Genomic DNA, 20,437 nt, shown 5'->3' on the forward strand with positions numbered 1-20,437 from the left:
CCGCGAACCCCGCCGCCGCCCGCCGCACCGTCAGCCGCGCGGCGCCGGTGGACGGCGCGTACTCGGTGTCGCCGGAGTACTGCGCCGACACCTCGTGCGTCCCCGCGTCCAGGACGCCCAGCGAGCAGCTCGCCGCACCGGACGCCACCGGTGCGGCACACTCCGCGCCGCCGGCCGTCGTGAACGTCACCGTCCCGGTCGCCGCTGCCGGCGCCACCGTCGCCGACACCTGCACCGGCGTCCCGTAGGTCGCGGTCACCGCCGGCACCGTCACCTCGGCCGGGGTCGAGCCCACGCCGGCGCCCGTGGTGAACGACCAGATCGGCGACGTGGCGTAGTAGCCGTCGGCGTCGGTCGCCCGCGCGTACCACTGGTAGGTGGTGTTCGGCGCCAGCCCGTCGACGGCGACAGTGGCCCGCTCGCCGGAGGCCACGTCCGCGGCCGCACCGAGCGACGCGTCGCCCCAGGCGCTCACGCCGACGCGGTCGGTCGCGACGCTGCGCGTCGGGGTGTCCAGCTGCAGCGGCGTGGTGAAGTTCTCCGCCGCCGGGTCGCCGAACGCGCTGTCCGCCTCGGGCGTCAGCACCGAGAACGAGTCGTGCGTCATGGTGCGCTCGGTGGTGTCGAAGTCGATGGTCCGCATCCAGCCGCCGCCGGCGGTCGGCAGCTCCTGGGTGTCGTAGAGGACCTCGACGACCACCCGGCCGTCCTCGAGGTGCTTGATGTTGTAGGCGGTGTTGTGGATGTGCCCGCACAGCACCAGGTCGACGTTCTCGTTCGGCACCACGACCTCGTCGAAGATCCGCTGGCCGGGACCGGTGAACGCGCCGCCGGCGCCGATGTACCAGTGCGTCGCGATGATCACGTTGTGGTCCGGGTGCGCGCGGATCACCTCGTTGGCCCACGCGATCTCGGCGTCGTCGAGCGTCCAGTCCATGTACACGACGAGGAAGTCCGCCCGCGGCGTCGACAGCACGTCGTAGTGCTGGACGTTGTCGCTCTCCGTGCCGCCGTACCAGGGGTTGTCCTCGTAGCGGTCCGCGCCGAAGTGCTGGCGGTAGGGCCCGTACTCGCCGCCGCCGACGTCGTCGTGGTTGCCCGGCACCAGGCCGTACGGGAAGCCGGCGTCGTCCCAGGTCTTCATAATCTGCGACGCGCGCGACCACTCGATGGCGGCGTTGGGGATCTGGACGATGTCGCCGGTGTGGACGCCGTAGCTGAGGTCCTTCGCCCCGCGGTTGGCGATCACCCAGTCGACCATCTTCTGGTAGGTCTCGGGCTCCTTGTTGGAGTACCACTGGGTGTCGCTCATCCACGCGAACGAGACGACCTCGTCATCGTCGACGACGGCCGCGCCGGCGTCCTGGACCAGCACCTGCGCCACGCCGTCGCGAACGGTCTCGTCGACCAGCGCCTCGCCGCTCAGCGTCACGGGCGCGCCGCCGTCGCCCTCGGCCAGCAGCTGCCAGGATCGCGTCAGGTGGTTCCACACCGACAGCTCCGCGCGATGCCCCGCCGGGACCTCGCCGGACCACTCGACGGTGAACCGCGACGCGTCGATGTCGGCCGGGACGGCGACCTCGAACTGCTGGAACGGGTAGGCGCCCTCCGCGCTGGTCGTGACGGACACGCCGTCCGCGTCGGCGACCGCATTGGCGTCGGTGGCCGGGTCGCCGGTGCCGCGGCCCGGCTCGGCGTTCGCAGACGAGCCCTCGCGGACGACGGCGGCGCCGCCGGCCTCGTAGCCGCGCTTGAACTCGACGTCCAGCACGTCACCCTTCGGGTCGGTCGCGGTGACCGACAGCTCGGTGGCGGCCGGAACCTCGGTCGCGCCGTCGGCGGGCGTGGGGACGGCCGGCGCGTCCGGCTGGTTCCCGGCCGTGCTGAACGTGACGGTCCTCGTGCCGGTGTTGAGGAGCCCGTCGACGGCGGTGGCGACGAGCGTGTGCTCGCCGTCGGCGACCGTCTCCGGGTCGATGACGGCGCCGTTCTCGATCGGCTCGCCGTCAAGCACCAGCTCCAGCGAGTCGACGCCGGCCGGGTCGTCGGCCACGACGTCCACGGTCACCGTCACGCCGTCGTAGGTCCGGCCGTCCAGCGGCGAGCGCACGGTGATCTCCGGCCCGGTGGCGTCGACGCTGAACTCGACCGTCTCGGTCTCGGTCGCGCCGCCGTCGGCCGTCGCGGTGACCTCGAGGGTGTGCGTCCCGGTCGCGACGTCGGTGAGCTGGGCGTCGAACGTGCCGTCGACCTGGCCCAGCGACACCGTGTCGCCGCCGTCGAGCCGGTACGTCACCTCCGCGGGCCGGGTCAGCACGCCGGTCAGCGCGACGGTGCCGCCGCCGATCTGCTCGCCCGGCCGGGGCGTCAGCAGCGTCACCACCGAGTCCTCGTCCTCGAAGGCGGCGTCGGCGGCGACGGCGGCCTGCTCCGCGGTCAGGGCCTGGCTGTAGACCCGCGCGGTCTCGACCGACGACAGGCTGTAGGACTGGATGCCGCCGTTGCCTGCGGCGTCGGCGCCGATCGCCCAGTTCTGCGCGTGCACCGGCGGCGGCCGCAGCGCCCCCGTCGCGGCGACCTGCGCCGCCACCTGGCCGTTGACGTACAGGAACAGCGTGGAGCCGTCCCACACCGCCATCGCGTGGTACCAGCGGCCCGGCTCCAGCCGGGCGTTGATCCGCTTGTAGGCGCCGCCGATGTGCGCCCACACCTCCATCACACCGCCGCCGACGTCGATCGCGACGCCGCCGCCCTCCGCGTCGGAGCAGACGTTGCCGTGCTGGTCCGGGCTGTTCCCGTTGAACCGGAACACGCACTCGACGCTGAACGACGTGGTCAGCTTGCTCCACTGCGCGGTGAACGGGTACGTCAGCGCGTCGTCGCCGTCGAACGTCGCGATCGTGCCCGGCACACCCGGGTCGGCGCCGTAGACCGGAGCGCCGACCGTGCGAGCGGGCAGGTTCTGGGTGTGCTCGACCGGCGTGCCGTCCTCGAAGTCGACGTCGAGGACGTCCGCCTCGGGCACCACGACCGGCGCGGACGTCGTCACGGGGCCGGAGACCGTCACGTCCTGGGTGGCCTGGCCGGGCGGCACGAACAGGCCGGCGACCAGCAGGCCCAGGGCGCCGACGGACAGCGCCGTGCGGCGCCGTCGATGATGGTGGGGATGCGATGCCACGGGTGTTCGCTCCTCAGTTCTGCGGGTGAGTAGTGCTGACGCCGCCGGGCGCCGGGCGCCGGCGGCGTACGAGGAGAGTCACGGCGCCGGCGATCGCGGCCACCGCGGCGAGCACGACGGCCACCTGCGGCAGCGCCCGCCGGGCGAGGCCGGCGCCGGCGGCGGCCGCGGGCGCGTCGTCGGGGTCGAACGTCCACTCGGCGGTGTCGTCGGCCAGCGTGTAGACGTGTCCCTGGTCGCCGCTGCCGGTCGCGAGCGTGCGGTAGGCCTCGTGCAGGTCGGTCAGCGTCGAGATCGACACCTCGGCCGTGCTCACGGGCGCGGCGCAGGCGAAGGCGAGCTCGGCGCCGTCGTCGGCGAGCCGGTCGAGCGAGGCGACGGTCCCGGCGCAGTCCCGGCCGCCGGCGCTGACCCGGATACGGTCCAGCAGATAGTCGGCGAACTCCGGCGCCGCGACGAGCGCGTCGACGTCGGTCGGGTCGGACTCCTCCGGGACCAGCGCGCCGTCCTGGTAGACGAACGTCCGGCCCGACTCGACCACCCGCAGCTCGATCGCCAGCGCGGACAGGTCGTCGAGGGCCGCCCGCCAGGTGACCTGGACGGTGTCGCCGTCGGCGCCGATCTGGACGGTCTGCGGATCGCCGAACGGGTGCGCCTGCGCGACGCCGGCGGTTAGAACGCCGGTGGCCAGGGCCGCGAGAGCGGCGCCAGCGCGCAGCGGCCAGCGACCTGGTGCCACGCCGGTGCCTCCCGCGAGGATCCTGGGCGGCCCGGCGGACCCGGGCGGCCAACAGGTGCCGAGCCTGGCGGCCGTCCTCGACCCGAGCGGGGCGGCCAGGTGGCCGGGCCCGGTCGGCGCGGTGAACTATTGGGACAAGTCGGGCCGAGAGCTAGTCGGCGCGCTTTACGGCGACGAGCAGGCCGTCGCCGACCGGCAGCAGCGCCGGCACCAGGTGGTCGTCCTCGCGGACCAGCCGGACCAGCTCGCGGATCGCGACGGTGTCCGGGTCGCGCTGCGCGGAGTCGGCGACGCGGTCGTGCCAGAGCGCGTTGTCGAAGGCCACCACGCCGCCGGGACGCAGCAGCCGCAGCGCCTGCTGGAGGTAGTCGCTGTACTCGGTCTTGTCGCCGTCGCAGAACACGAGGTCGTAGGCGGCGTCGGTGAGCCGCGGCAGCACCTCCAGCGCGGCGCCGGCGATCAGCCGGGTGCGGTTCGCCGGCACGTTCGCCTCGCTGAACGCCTCGCGGGCCAGCCGCTGGTGCTCGGACTCGATGTCGACGCTGGTCAGCACGCCGTCGGCGCGCATGCCAGAGAGCAGGTAGAGGCCGGAGACACCGCAGCCGGTGCCGACCTCGACGACGGTGCGGGCGTCGAGCGCGGCGGCCAGCATGCGCAGCGCGGCCCCGGCGCCGGGCCCGACGGGCACGGCGCCGACCTCCGCGGCGCGCTGCCGGGCGCGGCCGACGATGTGGTCCTCGTCGAGGTAGGCCTCCGCGTAGGCCCACGACTCCGGCGTGATGGCGGTGGTAATGACGGCCTCCAGGTCCGGAACGTGCTCTGTCGCGCGCGAACTGTGTCAGTCCAGAGCTTAGGCCGTCAAGCATCCGCATCGTGGGACCGGAACCTCCTGGGCGTCCCGGATCGTTCTGGAGGACAGGGAACGTCAGGAATAGATGGGGGGCTTCCCTGATTGGCCACGAAAGGGGCAATGGGTGACCATGGACCTAGCGCTCGTGCCGACGAGCCGTGTCGAGGAAGGATCCCGGGTGGCCGACGTTGAGACCTGGACGCCGCCGAGCTGGGAAGAGATCGTCCGCGAGCACTCTGGACGGGTCTACCGGCTGGCCTACCGTCTGACCGGGAACGCGCACGACGCCGAGGACCTCACGCAGGACGTGTTCGTCCGGGTCTTCCGTTCGCTGTCCTCCTACACGCCTGGCACGTTCGAGGGCTGGCTGCACCGCATCACCACGAACCTCTTCCTCGACTCCGTCCGCCGCAAGCAGCGCATCCGGTTCGACGCCCTGGCCGACGACGCCGCCGAGCGGCTGCACGGCCGCGAGCCCACGCCCGAGCGCGTCATCACCGACAGCATGCTTGAGGCCGACATCCAGAAGGCGCTGGAGGCGCTGCCGCCGGACTTCCGCGCGGCCGTGGTGCTGTGCGACATCGAGGGGCTGTCCTACGAGGAGATCGCGGCCACCCTGGGCATCAAGCTCGGCACGGTCCGCAGCCGCATCCACCGCGGCCGGGCGCAGCTGCGCGCCGCGCTGGACCACCGTGCGCCCGACGACGCCCGCGCGCTCGGCCTCGAGGAGCACGAGGCCGACGCGCCCCGTGAACACGGAGATCCCGCATGAGACACCTCGACGAGCGGATCAGCGACCTCGTCGATGACCGCCTCGAACACGACGAACGCGACCGCGCCCTGGTCCACCTGACGGTGTGCGCGCACTGCCGCGAGGCCGTCGACCTCGAGCGTGACGCCCGTAACGCGCTGCGCTCGCTGCCCGACGTCGCGCCGTCGGAGAAGCTGCTGTCCAGCCTGCTGGCACTGGCCGAGCCGGGCGAGCCGCTGCCGCCCGCGCCCCCGTCGTCGGCCACGCCGGCGCCGGTGGCCGGCTGGCGTCCGCGCGACTCGCGCCCGCCGTCCGGCCCGTCCGGCGCGCGTCCCGGCGCCCGGTCCGCCCGCCGCGTCCGCGCCGTCCGCGTGGTCGCGCTGGGCATGTGCACCACCGGCGCGATGCTGATCCTGCTGGCCTCGCTCGGCAGCACCGGCAACTCGCCGGGCACACCGGACACCCCGGTCAGCGTGGTGCCGCCGCTGGAGCAGTTCACCGTCGAGCACGCCCGCTCCACCGGCGGGCTGCCCTTCGTCGAGCCCGCCTCCCTGCTCGTCACCACCGACAGTTCCACCGGAGACGGCTGGTGAGCTTGGGCAACCGCGTCGGGCACGGCAGGACCGGCGGGTTGGCCGCCCTGGTCGTGCCGGTCCTGGCCATGCCCCTGCTGGTCGGCGCGCTCGCCGTGTTCGTGCAGGCGGTCCCGGCCACCTCGCGCGACGTCGGCGACGATCCGTGGGCGGTGCAGTTGCTGCGGCAGTCCGCCGCGGCGGGCGAGCACGTCTCGTACAGCGGCACCCAATACGTCTCCACCTGGTCCGCGCTGACCCAGTCCGCCGCGTCGACCAGCGCCGTCGTCCAGGTCCGGCACGCCGCGGGCGGGCAGACCGAGATCAGCCTGCACGACCGCCAGTCCGCCATCCTCGACGGCCGCACCGCGTCGCGCTGGCTGGCCGGTGAGGACCCGGCCGACCTCCTGCTCGGCGCCTACACCGTCCGGGTGGCCGGTGAGGACGCCGTCGCCGGCCGCTACACCACCGTCGTCGAGGCGTTCCGCAGCGACGGCTCGGTCGCCGCGCGGCTGTGGCTGGACCGCGAGACCGCGCTGCCGCTCCGACGCGAGTCCTACACCACCGACGGCTACACGCTGTCGGCCAGCGCGTTCGTCACCATCGCCATCGGGGGCCCGGCCACCTGCTGCAAGACCGCCGACGGCGTCGACCCGGCGGTCGACTCCCGTGACGACTCGATGCTGCGCTGGGACGACATCGAGGACCTGCGCGAGGACGGCTGGCACTGCCCCGGGTCGCTCGGCCAGGGCATGGACCTCTACGAGGCGCGGCGGGTCGGCGACGCGATCCAGCTCAGCTACTCCGACGGCGTCATGACGGTGTCGGTGTTCGAGCAGTCCGGCTGGCTCGACCCCGATCAGCTCGACGGCTACGACACCGCCGACTTCGACGAGGGCGTCGTCTACACCCGGCCCGGCCCGCCGGCCCGGCTGACGTGGTCCAGCGACGGCCGCGTCATCACCGTCGTCGCCGAGGCGCCGCTCGACACCGTCCGCGAGCTGCTCGAGCAGCTGCCGCCCGACCCGGTCGCCAGCCAGGAGGAGAAGAAGGACGGCTTCTTCGACCGCATCGGCCGGGGCGCGGATCGGGTGGGCTCGTGGTTCAACCCGTTCGACTGATCGTCGCCATACCGGACCGGGCGGTGCATCGCGCGCCACGGGCTGGGAGAATGCCGGCATGAAGGCAGGCTGGACCGGTCTGGGTCAGACGACGTCCCCGGAGCAGCGGACGAGCGCCGACCCCTGGGCGGGTGGCGCGTGGCAGTACTCCGACGAGACGAGCCGCGCGGCGCCCGCGGCGAACGCCGCCGCCACCCGGCCGCTCGCTGCCGACGGGGCCGCGGCGCCGGCGGCGGGCGACGGCTGGAGCCGGTACGTCGCTGCGGGCTCGGCCGGTACGGCCGGCTCGCCGGCGGCGGGGACCGGTGCGCCGGCCGTGCCGCTGACGCCGGCCGACGGCGCCGGGCACCGGCGGCCGCCGAAGAAGCGCCGCGGCCTGGCCACCCTCGGCATCCTCGTGCTGGCCCTGGGCGCCGGCGCCGCCGGCGGCCTCGTCGCGGAGTCGCTCGACGACGACGACGGCAGCCGGCCTGGCACCGTCACCGTCCTCGGCGCCGACCCGGCCGGCCTGGTCGAGCGGCCGCCGGAGTCGATCGCGGGCGTGGCCGCCAGCGTGCTGCCCAGCGTCGTGTCGGTGAGCGTGGCCGACGCCGGCGGGTCTGGCTTCGTCATCTCCGAGGACGGCTACGTCATCACGAACAACCACGTCATCGCGACCGCCGGTGAGGGCGGCATCGAGCTGGCCCTCTTCGACGGCCGCCGGCTCGAGGCCGAGCTGGTCGGCACCAGCCCCAGCTACGACATCGCCGTCCTGCGCGTCGACGCCGATGACCTGCAGCCGGTCGTCTTCGGCGACTCCCGCTCCGTCGCCGTCGGTGACCCGGTCGTCGCGATCGGCAGCCCGCTCGGCCTGGACGCGACCGTCACCAGCGGCATCGTGTCCGCGCTGGAGCGGCCGGTCACCGCCGGCGGCGAGGACGACCAGTCCTACATCAACGCGCTGCAGACCGACGCCGCGATCAACCCCGGCAACTCCGGCGGCCCGCTGGTCGACTCCAGCGGCCGCGTCATCGGCGTCAACTCCGCCATCGCCAGCCTCGGCATGGGCGAGCAGGCCGGCTCCATCGGGCTCGGCTTCGCCATCCCGATCGAGCAGGTGCAGCGGACCGCGCAGCAACTGATCGCCGACGGCGAGGCGGTCTACCCGGTCATGGGCGTGCTGCTCGACAACGGCTTCGTCGGCACCGGCGCGCGGGTGGCCGAGGACGGCACCAACGGCCCCGGCGTGACGCCCGGCGGGCCGGCCGACGAGGTCGGCATCGCCTCCGGCGACGTCGTCGTCGAGGTCGACGGCGAGCAGGTCCGCACCCCGGCCGAGTTGATCGTCCGGCTGCGCGCCCACCAGCCCGGCGACGAGATCACCGTCGTCGTCGACCGCGACGGCGAGGAGCTCGAATTCACGCTCACCCTGGGCTCGGCAGTCGGTTGACGCGGCACGTAGTCTTGCGGGGACGGATGCACGTACATAGCGGACGTGGGAGCGGGCAGTGTTCGACATAGGTATCGGCGAGGTGTTCGTCCTGCTCGTCGTCGCCCTGCTCGTCTTCGGCCCGGACCGGCTGCCCGAGATGGCTCGGCAGGCGGCCGGCTTCGTCCGTGACCTGCGCGCGATGGTGGCCAACGCGCGCAAGGACCTCTCCGGCAGCGTCGGCGACCTCGGCATCGACAAAGAGGACCTGAAGACGCTGTCCGACCTGCGCAACCCCAAGTCGTTCGTGCGCCAGAAGGTCCTCGACGGCATCGACCTCGGTCTCGACGACGAGGACGAGAACTCCTCGGGGCGCGCCAACGGGAACGGGAGCCGCCCGTCGGCGCGGTCGGCCTCGACCGGCGGCGCGACGGAGCGCGCCGGCGAGACCGTCGACGTGCCGCCGCCGTCGGCGGACGTGCCGCCGGAGCCGGAGGAGGACGTCCCGCCGCCGCCCATGGAGGACGTCCCGGCCCAGCCGCCCGCGGCCGCCGCCGAACCGACCCAGAACGGCACGGCCGTGAAGAAGACGACGGCGGCGAAGAAGACCGCGACCGCGAAGAAGGCGACCGCGGCGAAGAAGACCACCGCGGCGAAGAAGACGACCGCGGCGAAGAAGACGACCGCGGCGAAGAAGACGAGCGCGGCGGCGAAGAAGGCCGCAGTGTCGCAGAACGGTGCGGTGTCGCCGAACGGCGTTGCGTCGCCGAACGGTGCGGCGGCGTCGGAGCCGGAGTCCGTCGCCGCAGAGGCGGCCCGGTCGCCGAGGTTCGACCCGGACGCCACCTGACGCTCGTCCGTCCGCGCCCCACATCCCCGCCTCGTGCGGCCACAAAGTTGATCATGGAGAAATCGGGCTTCCCGGCGCCGGGAAGCCCGATTTCTCCATGATCAACGTGTTTCTGGGGGTGGGTCTCGACAGGAAAGTGATTAAGTGATCTAATCACTCCATCGCCATGGAAGGGGATGGGGTTGTGACTGCCGGGGAAGCGCGCCGGACGCTGGCCGATGAGCTGGCCGGCGGCGTCGTCCAGCTTATCCGGGAGCGCCGCCTCGAGCCGGGCGCCCAGATGGACACCGTCCGGTCGATGGCCGAGCGGTTCGCCGTCGCCGTGCCGACCATGCGCGAGGCGCTGCGCCGCCTCGAGGCGATGGGCGTGGTCATACTGCGGCACGGGTCCGGCGTGTACGTAGGTGAGAACGTCGGCCGCTCGGTGCTGCCGAACCCGCACGGGCCGTTGCTGACCAGCGAGAGCCTGGTGGATCTGCTGCGGGCCCGCAGCACCATCGAGCCGCCGATCGCGGCCATGGGCGCCACCGTCCGCGACCCCGGCGGCGTCGAGCGCATCACCGAGACGCTGCGGGAGGCCGAGCGCTGCCTGCTCGAGCGCAACGAGCGGCTCTGGGTGGTCAACCTCGACTTCCACCGGGCCGTGGCGCAGGCCTCCGGCAACACCGTGCTGGCCGAGGTCGTGGACTCGATCGTGCTGGTGCACGGCCACGAGCAGCGCGAGATCCTGCGTCTGCACGGCGACGAGGACGTGGACTTCGCCGAGCACCAGCGCATCGCCCGGGCGGTGCTCGACGGTGACGCGGACGAGGCCTACCGCGCGAGCAAGGAGCACCTCGACAACGTCATCGAGGCGATCCGCAGCAGGAGACCCGACTTACGGCAGTAGCCGCCGGTCCCTGCGTCGTTCCCTGTCATGAGCACCTGCTGACGGGTTGTTCCCTGTGTCATACCTGATTGCAATGAGGTGAGTTCACGTGAGAATGCGTCACAGTGTGGTGGCGGCGCTGGCGGCGTCGACGCTGGTCCTGGCCGCGTGCGGCGGCGGGGACGACGACGGCGACGGCGGTGGCTCCGGCGACGCGTCCGGTCCCGGGATGATCAACTTCTACACCGACAAGGGCGCCTGGGAGCCGCAGTTCCTGGAGGTGTCCGACGTGTCCGAGACCAGCCTGGGGCTGGGCCTGGACTTCACCGGTTACTCCGACGCCGAGCAGTACTCGGCCTTCATCCGGCAGTCGTTCCGGACCGACGAGAAACCCGACCTGTTCACCTGGCACACCGGCAGTGAGCTGGAGGATCTCGTCGCGGAGGACCTGCTGGCCCCGACGACGGACATCTGGCAGGACGCGATCGACAACGGCGACGTGCCGGAGGCGCTGCGCGAGCACTTCACGATCGACGACGAGCAGTACTGCGTCCCGATGAACGCCGCCTACTGGGTCATGTACTACAACAAGGCGCTGTTCGACCAGTACGGGCTCACCGAGCCGACCAGCTGGGCCGAGCTCATGACCGTCGCCGACACCCTCAGGGCCAACGGCGTCGCCCCGTTCTACGAGACCAACATCCTGTTCTCCTTCGTCTGGTTCCAGACGCTGCTGGCCGGCACCGATCCCGATCTCTACACCGCGCTGTCGACCGGCGAGGCCAGTTACACCGACCCGGGCGTGGTCGAGGTGATGGAGCAGTGGCGCGGCATGCTCGAGGACGGCTACTTCGGCGACCCCGGTGACCAGACCGCGCCGCAGGACCAGCTGAAGAACGGCACCGTCGCGATGATCAACTTCGGTACGTTCCTCAGTGGCCAGCTCAACTCCGTGGACATGGTGTCGGGCACCGACTACGACTTCTTCGTCATCCCGAACGTGAACCCGGACCTGCCGCAGACCTCGCTGATCTTCGAGACCGGCCCGATGTGCACCGCGAAGGACGCCGAGAACGAGACGTCCGCGCTGCAGTACGCCGAGTGGTGGATGACCGAGGAGGCGCAGACGGCGTGGGCCAACGCCCGCGGCGACGTGTCCTTCAACCCGAAGGCGCTGGTGCAGGACGAGACGCTGGCCGAGCTGAACGAGCAGTCCACCAGCGACGGCGTCCGGCTGCTGGAGCGCTACTTCGAGGCGACGCCGACGCCGGTGCTGACCGCGGCGCTGGACGGCTTCGGCGCGTTCGTCACGAGCCCGGGCGACCCGATGCCGATCCTGGAGACCATCCAGGCCGAGGCCGATGCCTACTGGGCCGAGCAGGGCTGAGGCCCGCGCACCGAAGGGAACGAGCGATGTCCGCGCCGGCCACGGCCGCACCCACGACGCCGTCCGGCTCGGCAGCAGCCGAGTCGCGGCGGCGGCGCCGGAACCCGTACGGCTGGCCCGCGCGCGGCTTCAGCGTGCCCGCCGTCCTGGTGGTGGCGGTCCTGCTGTACCTGCCGTTCCTCTGGACGACCTGGATCAGCTTCACCGAGTACAACGGCCTCGGCTCGCCGTCGTGGGTCGGCCTGGACAACTACCGGGCGATGTTCGACGACCCGAACTTCGCCACGTCCGTGCGCAACACCCTGATCTGGGTGGTCGGCAGCATCACCGTCCCGGTCGGGCTGGGTCTGCTGATCGCGGTGCTGTCGTTCGGGATGCGGTTCGGCAGCTGGCTGCGGCTGCCGTTCCTCATCCCCTACGCGATCTCCGGCGTCGCGGTCGGCGTGGTCTGGCGGTTCGTGCTGCAGAACGGCGGCGGGCTGAGCCAGGCGCTGGACGCGCTCGGCCTGCCCGGCGCCGACCTGCGCTGGCTCAGCGACGCGCCGCTGAACACGCTCGTGATGATCGCGGCGTCGGCCTGGCAGCAGAGCGGGGTGATCGCGCTGATGTACGTCATCGGGCTGCAGTCGATCCCGCGTGAGCCGATCGAGGCGGCCCGGCTCGACGGCGCGTCCGGCTGGCGGATGTTCCGCCACATGCATTGGCCGATGCTGCGCCCGATGACCACCGTCGTGATCGGGCTGTCGCTGGTGAGCAGCCTGAAGACGTTCGACATCGTGTGGGTCATGACGAAGGGCGGCCCGGGCCGCAACGCCGAGACCCTCGCGGTGACGATGTACGAGGAGACGTTCGTGAACAGCGCGTACGGCGCCGGGTCCGCGGTCGCGGTGTTCCTCAGCATCGTGACGTTCCTCGCCGCCATCACCTACCTGCGCCGCCAGCTGTCGTCCGAGCGGACGGTGTGAGCCGATGATCGCACGCATCCTGCGTCCCGCCGTCCTGATCGTCCTCGGCCTGATCTGGCTGGCGCCGATCTACCTGCTGCTGGTCAACGCCAGCAAAGATCCCGCCCAGTACGCCGCCGACCAGGTGTGGCGCCCGATCGGCGACTTCGCCCTGTTCGACAACATGCGCGAGGCCTGGGAGATCGGCGGCCTGGGCGACGCGGTCAGCAGCACGCTGCTCTACAGCATCGTCGGGCCGGCGCTGGCCGTGCTCATCGGCGCCGCCATCGGCTTCGCCATCGTCGCGCTGCGGCTGAAGCACGGCTTCTTCTGGTTCGTGCTGGTGTTCGGCGGCACGGTCTTCCCGCTGCAGATGATCCTGATGCCGCTGTTCGTCGGGTACGTCGAGGCCGGCGTCTACGACAGCCGGCTCGGCATGATCGCCATCTACACCGCCATCACCGTGCCGTTCGCGGCGCTGGTCATGCGCAACTTCCTCGGCGGCATCGCGCACCAGGTGTTCGAGGCGGCGGTCGTGGACGGCGCCAGCACCTGGCGGATCTTCTGGCGCATCTACCTGCCGATGTCCACCAGCGCGCTGGTCGCGGTGTTCATCCTGCAGGCCACGTTCGTCTGGAACGACCTGCTGCTGGGCCTGGCGCTGAGCCAGTCCACCGAGGTCCGGCCGCTGATGACGGCCGTGGCCGCGCTCCAGGACACCTACGGTGGACTGCAGCTGACGGCGGTGCTGGCCGGTGGGCTGCTGGTGTCGCTGCCGACCGTGGTGCTGTTCCTGTCCACCCAGCGGATCTTCAGCCGGGGCCTCAGCCTCGGCCAGTTCTAGGAGCGTGCGATGAGAGTGGCCGTGGTGACCGGCGGCGGCGCGGGCATCGGCCGGGCCGTCGTCGAGCGGCTGGCCGGCGACGGCGAACTGGTGGTGGCGCTGGACCGCGACGCCGCCGCGCTGGACCGGCTCGCCGCCGAGACCGCGCACCTCGACGGCGAGGTGCGGACGATGCGACTGGACGTGTCCGACGCGGAGGCGGTGGAGCGGTGCGCCGCCGAGCTGACGGCGGCGCACGGCAGCATCGACACGCTGGTCTGTGCCGCCGGCATCCAGCGCTACGGCACCGTCGAAGAGACCAGTATGGAGCTGTTCGACGAGGTCATCGGCGTGAACCTGCGCGGTGTGTTCGCCGTCTGCCACTTCCTCATGCCGTTGCTGCGGGCCGGCGACGGTGGCGCCGTCGTGGTCGTCGCGTCGGTGCAGTCGTACCAGTCGCAGACCCGGGTCGCGGCGTACGCGGCGTCGAAGGGCGCGCTGGTGGCGCTGGTCCGCTCGATGGCGCTGGACCACGCGGCCGACGGCGTCCGCGTCAACGCCGTCCTGCCCGGCTCCGTCGACACGCCGATGCTGCGCTGGGCCGCGAACCTGTACGCCGGCGACCGCCCGGCCGACGACGTCGTCGCCGAGTGGGGCCGCTCGCATCCGCTGGGCCGGGTGGCCCGGGCGGCCGAGGTCGCCGACGCCGTCGCCTATCTGGCGAGTCCACGGGCGAGCTTCGTCACCGGCGCCGACCTGGTGGTCGACGGCGGCCTGCGGGCCGGCCTGCCGGTGGCCCTGCCCGAGTCCTGAAGGGGGACCAGAGCTCGTGAAGATCGTCGACGTGCGCGCCACCACCGTGACGGTGCCGCTGGAGGCGCCGCTACGGCACAGCAACGGCGCGCACTGGGGCCGGTTCGTCCGCACCCTCGTCGAGGTCGAGGCCGACAACGGCCTGGTCGGCCTCGGCGAGATGGGCGGCGGCGGGCAGAGCGCCGAGGACGCGGTCCGCGCGCTGCGCGACTACCTCGTCGGCCACGACCCGGCCCGCACCGAGGTGCTGCGGTTCATGCTGGCCAACCCGACGGCCAGCCTCTACAACAACCGCACCCAGCTGCTCGCGGCCATCGAGTTCGCCTGCCTGGACCTGCAGGGCAAGCACCTCGGCGTGCCGGTGCACGAGCTCCTCGGCGGCAAGGTCCGCGACCACGTCGAGTTCGCCGCCTACCTGTTCTTCCGTTACCCGGCGGCCGACGGCAGCGGCGAGGTGCGCACCCCGGAGCAGCTGGTCGCGCACGCCCGCGAGCTGAAGGACGCACACGGCTTCACCGTGCACAAGCTCAAGGGCGGCGTCTTCGCGCCGGACTACGAGCTGGAGTGCTACCACGCGCTGGCCGAGGCGTTCCCCCGCGACCGGCTGCGGCACGACCCGAACGGCGCGTGGTCGCCGGAGGAGGGGATCCGGTTCGCCGCCGGTATCGAGGGCCTGCGCAACGACTATCTCGAGGACCCGACATGGGGCATGAACGGCCTGCGCCGGGTCCGCGAGCGCACGTCGATCCCGATCGCCACGAACACCGTCGTGGTGAACTTCGAGCAGCTGGCCGCGAACGTCCGCGACCCCGCCGTCGACGTCGTCCTGCTCGACACGACGTTCTGGGGCGGCATCCGCCCGTGCCTGAAGGCGGCCGCGGTGTGCGAGACGTTCCAGCTGGGTGTCGCGGTGCACTCGTCCGGCGAGCTGGGTGTCCAGCTGGCCACCATGCTGCACCTGGGCGCCGTCGTGCCGAACCTGTCCTTCGCCGCCGACGCGCACTACCACCACCTGACCGGCGACGTCATCGCCGGCGGGCCGTTCCGGTACCGCGACGGCGGCATCGACGTGCCCGACGGGCCGGGCCTCGGCGTCGAGGTGGACCGCGACAAGGTCGCCGAGTACGCCGAGCTCTACCGCGAGCTGGGCGGCTACCCGTACGACCGCGACCCCGGCCGGCCCGGCTGGTACCCGCTGCTGCCCAACTCGGACTGGGCCGACCCGACCTTGACCGGCCCGGTCGACCTCGGAGGACACTGACCGATGCGGCTCATCCCGACCGTCGACGACTTCACCTCCGACCCGGTCGTCCAGCGCTACGACGACATGGTCAACCCGCCCGGCCTGACCAACTTCCTCGGCGCGGTGCAGGTCGACCACGACGTCACCGCGGTGCGCAGTGTGAACTTCGCGCCGGTCTCGCACGGCGACACGGTCACCGGCGCACTGTGGGTCGACGGCCGGCTGTTCCGCTCCTACGGCGTGCCGGTGACGATCCAGTGGCGGCCGGACCGGGTCGTCCGGTCCGCGAGCCTCGGCGACCTGACGATCGAGTCGACGACGGTCACGCCGCCGGGGGTCGACGGTGTCGTCGTCGACGTCGTGGTGACGAACGCGTCGGACGCCGAGCGGCCGATCCGGCTGGGCCTGTCGGTCGCCTCGACGGTGACGCAGGCCGGCCCGTGGCGCGCGCCGGAGCCGCCGTCGGAGCCGAACGCGCTGGCGCCGGCGCCGGGACGGGCGGCGCTGCTCGGCCGTGCGCACACGACCGCCGCGGTGAGCGTGCAGGGCCTCGACGCCGACGGCGCCCGGGCCGGCGACCGGTCGCTGGAGGTCGACGTCGCGCTCGCGCCCGGCGAGCGGTACCGGTTCGGCTACGTGCACGTCGTCGGGACCGACGCCGACGGCGCGCTGGCCACCTTCGACGCCGTCGCCGCCGACGTGCCCGGGCAGGTCGCCGCCGCGCGGACGCTGTGGGACGACACCCTGCGCGCCGCGTTCACGCCCGGGAACGACCAGTTCAGCGGGCACGTGCCGACGCTGGAGACGTCGAACGACGCGCTGCGCCGGCTGTACTGGTGGGGCGTGCTCGGCGTCATCTGGTTCCGCCGCGACAGCCCGGCCAGCCATCTCGGCCGCGTCTACGACACGCTGATGCCGCGCTACTGGCAGACCACCACGTTCATCTGGGACTTCAGCCTCAGCTCGATGATCCACGCGCTGCTGGACCCGGTCCCGATGCGCCGGCAGATCGAGCACTGGATCGCGCTGGACATCCACCGGCACTTCGGCACCGAGTGGCAGACCGGCGGGCCGGCCGGCTACTGGTACTCCGTCAACGACTACGCGATGATCCGGCTGGTCCGCGACTACGTGCGCTGGAACGGCGAGCCGGGCTTCCTCGACGTGGAGCTGGCCGCGCACGACGGGCCGGCCCGGCCGGTCGCGGCGCACGTCGCCGACTGGGCCACCGCCTGGGAGGGGTTCCGCAAGGAGCACGCGCTGGCCGACTACGGCGGCATCGACAACCTGCTCGAGTGTGTCAGCTCGTACGTGCACGAGGTGGCCAGCCTCAACGCCGCCAACGTGTGGTGCCTGCGGGCCGCCGCCGATGTCGCGGCGCTGCGCGGCGACGGCGGCCTGGCCGACGACCTGCGCACCAAGGCCGACGCGCTCGTGCCGCACGTCGGCGAGCTGTACGTCGAGGGCCAGGGGTTCTGGCACGCGCGGCAGCCCGACGGGCGGCTGCTGCCGGTGCGGCACTGCTACGACTTCACCACCGTCGGCATGACGATCGCCGCCGACCTGTCCGAGCGGCGGCGCGACGAGATGGTCGAGTTCTTCGTCCGCGAGCTCCAGACGCCGTCCTGGATGCGGGCGCTGTCGCCGTACGACGACGACGCCGCGTTCAGCGTCCGGCCGGACCACCAGTGGAACGGCGCCTACCCGGCCTGGCCGGCCGACGCCGCCCGGTCGCTGATCGAGTTGGGCCGCCCCGACGTCGCCGCCGCCTGGCTCCCCGGGCTCGCGCGGACGGCCAACCAGGGCCCGCCCGGGCAGGCGCACTTCGTCGAGGAGGCGGCCGAACCGCTCAACGGCGGCGCGGTGAAGTCGCCGCCGCAGTTCCCGTACCTCATCGACTGGGCCTGCTCGTCGGCCGGCTCGTGGTCCGCGCTGGTGGTCGAGGGGTTCTTCGGCGTCCGCCCGGATGTCGACGGGTCGGTCACGGTGACGTCCCGGCTGGACTCCGTCGACCCGGGCGCCCGACTGCGGAACCTGCGCGTCGGCGGCCGGCTGGTCGACGTCGACGCGACCGGCGTCACGGATTCACAGGGCACGCACAGCTCCGGGCTGGGCTGAGCACAGGATCGCCACCGAAGGTCGGGGGACGTGCACCAGCCGGTGCGCGCTCCACCCACCACGGGGAGGTTCCATGTCCCAGAGCACGACGCAGGACCGGCTGCGGCGCTGGCGCACGCCGATCGTGTCCGCCGTCGTCGCCGGCGGGCTGCTGCTCGGCGGCTACGGCATCGCGGCGGCCGCCGACTCCGGCACGTCCACGCCGGACAGCAGCGAGTCGACGGCGCCTGACAGCGAGTCCGGCACGCCGGAGTCGCCGGACTCCACGGCGCCGGACCGGGTCCGCCCGGGCCAGCCGGGTCAGGGCGAGGGCCGTGGCGGTCCCGGCTGCGACGAGGAGCAGCAGCAGTCCGAGGACGGCGCCACGGAGTCGTCGGCGACGACCTGATCCACAGGAGGCGGAGCCGTCCCGGCGGCTCCGCCTCACAGCAGGTTCACAGGAACGTCTCAGGCGTTCCTCAACCTGCCTGGATAGACCGGAGTCATGATGGACCCGACTCCCGCACCGGCGCCGCGGATCCTCGTCGTCGACGACGAGCCGAACCTGGCCGAGCTGCTCACCGCCGCCCTGCGCTACGAGGGCTGGACGACGTCGACCGCGCTCACCGGCCAGGACGCGATCCGGGCCGCGGTCGAGGACGCGCCGGACGCAGTCGTGCTCGACGTCATGCTGCCCGACGTCGACGGGCTCGGCGTGCTGCGGCGGATCCGGGCGCACCATCCCGGCGTGCCGGTGCTGTTCCTCACCGCACGCGACGCCGTCGAGGACCGCGTCGCCGGGCTCACCGCGGGCGGCGACGACTACGTCACCAAGCCGTTCAGCCTGGAGGAGCTGGTGGCGCGGCTGCGCGGCCTGCTGCGCCGGGCCGGGACGGCGCGTCCGGCGGAGGTGTCGATGCTGGCCGTCGGCGACCTGGTCATGGACGAGGACGCGCACGAGGTCGAGCGGGCCGGCGAGGCGATCCGGCTCACCGCGACCGAGTTCGAGTTGCTGCGCTTCCTCATGCGCAACCCGCGCCGGGTGCTGTCCAAGGCGCAGATCCTGGACCGCGTCTGGCAGTACGACTTCGGCGGGCAGGAGAACATCGTCGAGCTGTACGTCTCGTACCTGCGGCGCAAGATCGACAAGGGTCGTGAGCCGATGATCCACACCCTCCGCGGCGTCGGCTACCTGCTCAAGCCGGCCGGGTCATGAGGCATCCGCTGCGCCGCCGCCTGGTCTGGACGGTCGTGGCGCTGGTGCTGACGGTGACGGCGGCGCTCGCGGTCGTGTCGGCGCTGGTGCTGCGCTCGTCGCTGTACGACCAGTTGGACAGCCAGCTGCTGGCGGCGGCGGACCGGGCGAAGGAGTCGGCCGGCCCGGGTCCCGGCTTCGGGTCCGGCGAGGGCGGCCCGCACGTTCCGCCCGGTCAGGCGACCGGCACCGTCGAGGTCTACTACGAGGACGGCGCGGTCGAGCAGGCCGGCTATCTCGACGAGTCCGGCGAGTTCCAGCCGCTCGACGACGCGCAGGTCGCCGCGCTGGACGGGCTGCCGTGCGACGGGGTGATCCGCACCGTCGAGCTGCCCGGCCTGGGCACGTTCCGGTCGGTGGGCACGATGACCGGCGGCGACCCCGTCGTCACGGCCATGAGCACCGCCGACGTCGCCGGCACTCTGAGCTCGTACGTGGGCCTGGAGGTCGGGCTGGCCGCCGCCGGCGTGGCGGTCGCCGCGGGTGCGGCGACCGTGCTGGTCCGGCGGGCGCTGCGGCCGCTGGACCGGGTGGCGGCCGCCGCGCGCCAGGTCACCGAGCTCCCGCTGGATCGTGGTGAAGTCGACACGATCCCGCGGGTGCCGCCCGCCCTCGCGGCCGACGGGACCGAGGTCGGCCGCGTGGGCGCGGCGTTGAACCACTTGATCGGGCACGTCGAGTCGGCGCTGTCGGCGCGGCACGAGTCGGAGCAGCAGGTGCGCCGGTTCGTCGCCGACGCCAGCCACGAGCTGCGCACGCCGCTGGCCTCGATCCGCGGCTACGCCGAGCTGGTGCGCCGCTCGCCGGACGCCGTGCCGGCGTCGGCGACGCACGCGATCGGCCGGGTCGAGGCGGAGGCGGGCCGGATGACCGGGCTGGTCGACGACCTGCTGCTGCTCGCCCGGCTCGATGCCGGCCGGCCGCTGGAGCGGGCCCCGGTGGACCTCGCCGGCCTGGTGGTCGACGCCGTCGCCGACGCGCACGCCGCCGGGCCGGACCACGCCTGGCGGCTGGACCTGGGACCGTCGCCGGCCCCGCTGCTGGTCGAGGGCGACGAGGCCCGGCTGCGGCAGGTGCTGGCGAACCTGCTGGGCAACGCCCGGGTGCACACGCCTTCAGGTACCACGGTGTGGACGTCGGGCCGGCTCAGCGGCGACGACGTGGTGGTCGAGGTCCGCGACGACGGCCCCGGCGTGCCCGCCGAGCTGCGACGGGTGCTGTTCCAGCGGTTCAGCCGGGCCGACACCGCCCGCAGCCGCACCGGCGGCTCCACCGGTCTGGGGCTGGCCATCGCCGACGCGATCGTGCAGGCACACCGCGGATCCGTGGCCGTGGCGAGCCGCACCGCCGCCGAGGGCGCGAGCGGCACGACGTTCACCGTCCGGCTGCCCGCCCTCACAGCCGGTCCACAGCCGGCTCAACGGCGCCGCTCAGCCGCGGCGGCCACCGTCGAACCATGACGGTGAACGACGAGGTGACGCAGAGCCGCCGGCTGATCGCGCGGCGACGGGCGCTGGGGCTGGGCGGGACGGTGGCTG

18 protein-coding genes are annotated in these 20,437 nt (G+C 72.9%); 15 read left to right on the forward strand and 3 right to left on the reverse strand.

From position 1 onward, the window contains the following. The 3 genes from C1I92_RS29015 to C1I92_RS29025 all read right to left on the reverse strand — a co-directional run. Positions 1-3,178, reverse strand: a 3,178-nt coding sequence (locus C1I92_RS29015) for an Ig-like domain repeat protein (RefSeq protein ID WP_111258117.1), incomplete at its 3' end; no start/stop codon positions are given. Positions 3,179-3,191: 13 nt separating this feature from the next. Continuing rightward, positions 3,192-3,917, reverse strand: a complete 726-nt coding sequence (locus C1I92_RS29020) for a hypothetical protein (RefSeq protein ID WP_111258118.1) — start codon at positions 3,915-3,917, stop codon at positions 3,192-3,194. A 151-nt stretch (positions 3,918-4,068) separates the two neighbouring features. After that, a complete protein-coding gene (locus C1I92_RS29025) occupies positions 4,069-4,710 on the reverse strand; it encodes an O-methyltransferase (protein WP_438940541.1) in 642 nt (213 codons plus the stop codon). A 187-nt stretch (positions 4,711-4,897) separates the two neighbouring features. Between C1I92_RS29025 and sigE the strand changes: the two genes are divergently transcribed. The 15 genes from sigE (at position 4,898) to C1I92_RS29100 (ending at position 20,359) form a co-directional block, all read left to right on the forward strand. Beyond that, positions 4,898-5,539, forward strand: coding sequence for an RNA polymerase sigma factor SigE (sigE, locus tag C1I92_RS29030; protein ID WP_111258120.1), 642 nt, complete (start codon positions 4,898-4,900; stop codon positions 5,537-5,539). Next, a complete protein-coding gene (locus C1I92_RS29035; RefSeq protein WP_111258121.1) occupies positions 5,536-6,111 on the forward strand; it encodes an anti-sigma factor family protein in 576 nt (191 codons plus the stop codon). Before sigE ends, C1I92_RS29035 begins: the two co-directional genes overlap by 4 nt. Next, a complete protein-coding gene (locus C1I92_RS29040; protein WP_146605326.1) occupies positions 6,108-7,211 on the forward strand; it encodes a sigma-E factor regulatory protein RseB domain-containing protein in 1,104 nt (367 codons plus the stop codon). Before C1I92_RS29035 ends, C1I92_RS29040 begins: the two co-directional genes overlap by 4 nt. Positions 7,212-7,269: 58 nt before the next feature. Then, positions 7,270-8,640 carry a S1C family serine protease gene (locus tag C1I92_RS29045; protein ID WP_111258123.1) on the forward strand — a complete coding sequence of 457 codons (1,371 nt, stop codon included), beginning with the start codon at positions 7,270-7,272 and terminating at the stop codon, positions 8,638-8,640. A gap of 58 nt (positions 8,641-8,698) precedes the next feature. After that, entirely contained in the window at positions 8,699-9,469 is a 771-nt protein-coding gene (locus C1I92_RS29050; protein WP_111258124.1) for a twin-arginine translocase TatA/TatE family subunit, read from the forward strand. A gap of 184 nt (positions 9,470-9,653) precedes the next feature. Continuing rightward, a complete protein-coding gene (locus C1I92_RS29055) occupies positions 9,654-10,358 on the forward strand; it encodes a FadR/GntR family transcriptional regulator (protein WP_199521699.1) in 705 nt (234 codons plus the stop codon). A gap of 88 nt (positions 10,359-10,446) precedes the next feature. Then, positions 10,447-11,724 carry an ABC transporter substrate-binding protein gene (locus tag C1I92_RS29060; RefSeq protein WP_111258126.1) on the forward strand — a complete coding sequence of 426 codons (1,278 nt, stop codon included), beginning with the start codon at positions 10,447-10,449 and terminating at the stop codon, positions 11,722-11,724. A 26-nt stretch (positions 11,725-11,750) separates the two neighbouring features. Further along, on the forward strand, positions 11,751-12,689 hold the full coding sequence (locus C1I92_RS29065) for a carbohydrate ABC transporter permease (RefSeq protein ID WP_111258127.1): 939 nt from the start codon (positions 11,751-11,753) through the stop codon (positions 12,687-12,689). Positions 12,690-12,696: 7 nt separating this feature from the next. After that, positions 12,697-13,512, forward strand: a complete 816-nt coding sequence (locus tag C1I92_RS29070; protein ID WP_111258134.1) for a carbohydrate ABC transporter permease — start codon at positions 12,697-12,699, stop codon at positions 13,510-13,512. 9 nt (positions 13,513-13,521) lie between these two features. Continuing rightward, positions 13,522-14,304: an SDR family NAD(P)-dependent oxidoreductase gene (locus tag C1I92_RS29075; protein ID WP_111258128.1), complete on the forward strand. Its 783-nt coding sequence runs from the start codon at positions 13,522-13,524 to the stop codon at positions 14,302-14,304. Between the two features lie 16 nt (positions 14,305-14,320). Continuing rightward, positions 14,321-15,565: an enolase C-terminal domain-like protein gene (locus C1I92_RS29080; RefSeq protein ID WP_111258129.1), complete on the forward strand. Its 1,245-nt coding sequence runs from the start codon at positions 14,321-14,323 to the stop codon at positions 15,563-15,565. A 3-nt stretch (positions 15,566-15,568) separates the two neighbouring features. Then, positions 15,569-17,665 carry a glucosidase family protein gene (locus C1I92_RS29085; RefSeq protein ID WP_111258130.1) on the forward strand — a complete coding sequence of 699 codons (2,097 nt, stop codon included), beginning with the start codon at positions 15,569-15,571 and terminating at the stop codon, positions 17,663-17,665. Positions 17,666-17,738: 73 nt separating this feature from the next. Then, positions 17,739-18,053 carry a hypothetical protein gene (locus tag C1I92_RS29090; protein ID WP_111258131.1) on the forward strand — a complete coding sequence of 105 codons (315 nt, stop codon included), beginning with the start codon at positions 17,739-17,741 and terminating at the stop codon, positions 18,051-18,053. A 96-nt stretch (positions 18,054-18,149) separates the two neighbouring features. Next, positions 18,150-18,860: a response regulator transcription factor gene (locus tag C1I92_RS29095; protein WP_111258132.1), complete on the forward strand. Its 711-nt coding sequence runs from the start codon at positions 18,150-18,152 to the stop codon at positions 18,858-18,860. Continuing rightward, entirely contained in the window at positions 18,857-20,359 is a 1,503-nt protein-coding gene (locus C1I92_RS29100; protein WP_111258133.1) for a sensor histidine kinase, read from the forward strand. Before C1I92_RS29095 ends, C1I92_RS29100 begins: the two co-directional genes overlap by 4 nt. Positions 20,360-20,437 lie beyond the last annotated feature (78 nt).

Source organism: Jiangella anatolica (genome assembly GCF_003236295.1).
Taxonomy (GTDB): Bacteria; Actinomycetota; Actinomycetes; order Jiangellales; family Jiangellaceae; genus Jiangella; species Jiangella anatolica.

What these genes read in the sequence shown, in the direction of transcription:
- sigE (WP_111258120.1), top strand. Translation starts at nt 4,898, where the DNA reads ATGGACCTAGCGCTCGTGCCGACGAGCCGTGTCGAGGAAGGATCCCGG.
- C1I92_RS29035 (WP_111258121.1), top strand. Translation starts at nt 5,536, where the DNA reads ATGAGACACCTCGACGAGCGGATCAGCGACCTCGTCGATGACCGCCTC.
- C1I92_RS29045 (WP_111258123.1), top strand. Translation starts at nt 7,270, where the DNA reads ATGAAGGCAGGCTGGACCGGTCTGGGTCAGACGACGTCCCCGGAGCAG.
- C1I92_RS29065 (WP_111258127.1), top strand. Translation starts at nt 11,751, where the DNA reads ATGTCCGCGCCGGCCACGGCCGCACCCACGACGCCGTCCGGCTCGGCA.
- C1I92_RS29075 (WP_111258128.1), top strand. Translation starts at nt 13,522, where the DNA reads ATGAGAGTGGCCGTGGTGACCGGCGGCGGCGCGGGCATCGGCCGGGCC.
- C1I92_RS29085 (WP_111258130.1), top strand. Translation starts at nt 15,569, where the DNA reads ATGCGGCTCATCCCGACCGTCGACGACTTCACCTCCGACCCGGTCGTC.
- C1I92_RS29090 (WP_111258131.1), top strand. Translation starts at nt 17,739, where the DNA reads ATGTCCCAGAGCACGACGCAGGACCGGCTGCGGCGCTGGCGCACGCCG.
- C1I92_RS29095 (WP_111258132.1), top strand. Translation starts at nt 18,150, where the DNA reads ATGATGGACCCGACTCCCGCACCGGCGCCGCGGATCCTCGTCGTCGAC.
- C1I92_RS29100 (WP_111258133.1), top strand. Translation starts at nt 18,857, where the DNA reads ATGAGGCATCCGCTGCGCCGCCGCCTGGTCTGGACGGTCGTGGCGCTG.